This is a genomic window from Faecalibacterium prausnitzii (assembly GCF_003324185.1).
GTDB classification, from domain to species: domain Bacteria; phylum Bacillota; class Clostridia; order Oscillospirales; family Ruminococcaceae; genus Faecalibacterium; species Faecalibacterium prausnitzii.
Genome location: NZ_PXUP01000058.1, coordinates 1 through 1,588 on the forward strand (window position 1 = coordinate 1; position 1,588 = coordinate 1,588).

General features: G+C 47.4%; 3 protein-coding genes and 1 pseudogene. All 4 read left to right on the forward strand.

The genetic code is table 11. The features are described 5' to 3' along the window. Positions 1-9: 9 nt before the first annotated feature. On the forward strand, positions 10-117 hold the full coding sequence (locus tag C7J97_RS15450) for a DUF6054 family protein (protein WP_479723713.1): 108 nt from the start codon (positions 10-12) through the stop codon (positions 115-117). A gap of 1 nt (position 118) precedes the next feature. Then, complete coding sequence (locus C7J97_RS14625; protein ID WP_113998249.1) at positions 119-505, forward strand: DUF2500 domain-containing protein; 387 nt, start codon at positions 119-121, stop codon at positions 503-505. A 33-nt stretch (positions 506-538) separates the two neighbouring features. Continuing rightward, positions 539-1,261, forward strand: a complete 723-nt coding sequence (locus C7J97_RS14630; protein WP_005921747.1) for an AAA family ATPase — start codon at positions 539-541, stop codon at positions 1,259-1,261. A gap of 21 nt (positions 1,262-1,282) precedes the next feature. After that, positions 1,283-1,588, forward strand: a pseudogene (locus tag C7J97_RS14635) (hypothetical protein); the annotation flags it as partial.

A 1,588-nucleotide genomic window follows, 5' to 3' on the forward strand; every position in this document is an offset into this window, starting at 1 on the left:
CTGTCTGCCATCACCGCAGGAGGCAGTCAAGCGGTGTTCTTCAAGGTGAACACCCTCGGTGAAGAATCTTTTCTGGACGATGTAAAGGACCTGATGGAAGAAATTTTGGAGGAGTAAAATGTTTTTTGGATGGTTTGACGCTATATTCAGCTTCATTTTCCCAATCCTGTTCCTGCTTTTTATTGGAATGTTTTTCTTTGCTCTAATTTCAAATCTCCGCACATGGAACAAAAACAACCACTCGCCGCGGCTTACCGTTCCGGCAACAGTGGTAGCAAAGCGCACCGATGTTTCGCATTCCAGCAGTGCCAATGCCGGCGATATGTCCGGTGCGCACGGATACGACACTAGCACATTTACATCGTACTATGTGGCTTTTCAGGTGGAGAGCGGCGACCGGATGGAATTTGAAGTGGACGGAAGCGATTATGGTCTGCTCGTGCAGGGCGACATCGGAAAGCTGAGTTTTCAGGGCACCCGCTATCTTGGGTTTGAGCGGAGCTAAGTGTTTCTTACATTATATAGTATGGAGTGCTGTATGAACGATTTGTTTATCCAAGGGCTGACCATCGACTGGAACAGAGTTCGCCCATACAATTATGTTCGTCAGATTCCTGCCATCAGTGGAATCGACACTTTTACATTCCATAAGCCCATTACGTTCTTTGTTGGCGAAAATGGAAGTGGAAAATCTACGCTTCTGGAAGCAATCGCTGTTGCTTACGGCTTCAACGCAGAGGGTGGAACGAAGAACTATTCATTTTCCACATACAACTCCCATTCGGAACTATGTGAGGCTATGACGATTTCCAAGGGGTATCGCAGACCAAAGTTCGGGTATTTTCTCCGAGCAGAGAGTTTCTATAATGTAGCCACCAAGGAAATCGACTATTCCGATGACGATCATCCCTCCAAAGGCTATCACCAAAAATCACACGGTGAAAGTTTCCTCGCCATTGCGCAGGACTACATGGGTGCAGATGGAGTCTATATTTTTGACGAGCCGGAAGCCGCTTTATCCCCGCAGCGGCAGCTCACGTTACTGATCAACATTTATCGGTGTGCCCAAGAAGGGGCGCAATTCATTATCGTATCACATTCACCCATTCTCCTCGGAATGCCTGATGCTGAGATTTTTAGCTTCGACAATGGCACGATTCATCCTTGTCAGTATGAAGATACGGACAGCTACGTTATCACCAAAACATTTGTAAATAATCGGCAGCATTTTTTGAACCAGCTTCTGAACGAAGAAACGTAATGCCGGGAAAGGACATTCCATATGAGTGATTCTACGTTGAAAGAGCTTTGGCAGCAGGTCGCTGAAAAGAAAAGCTGCGAAGCAAAACAGAAAGAACTGACCGCCCAGAGAGATACGCTTGCTGATCGCCTGAAAAAGCTGGAAAAATCCAAGCTGGCAGAGCAGGCTGATGTGGACCGTCTGGAGGGACACAGCCTTGCCGCATTTTTCTATCAGGTGATCGGAAAAATGGATGAAAAGCTGGACAAGGAACGGCAGGAAGCCTATGCAGCCCGCGTCAAGTACGATGCGGCTCTCCATGATCTTTCTTCCGTTGATGCCGACTTG

Bases quoted from the DNA above. Each gene is read 5' to 3' on its own strand.
- C7J97_RS14630 (WP_005921747.1), top strand. From the start codon at position 539: ATGAACGATTTGTTTATCCAAGGGCTGACCATCGACTGGAACAGAGTT.
- C7J97_RS14625 (WP_113998249.1), top strand. From the start codon at position 119: ATGTTTTTTGGATGGTTTGACGCTATATTCAGCTTCATTTTCCCAATC.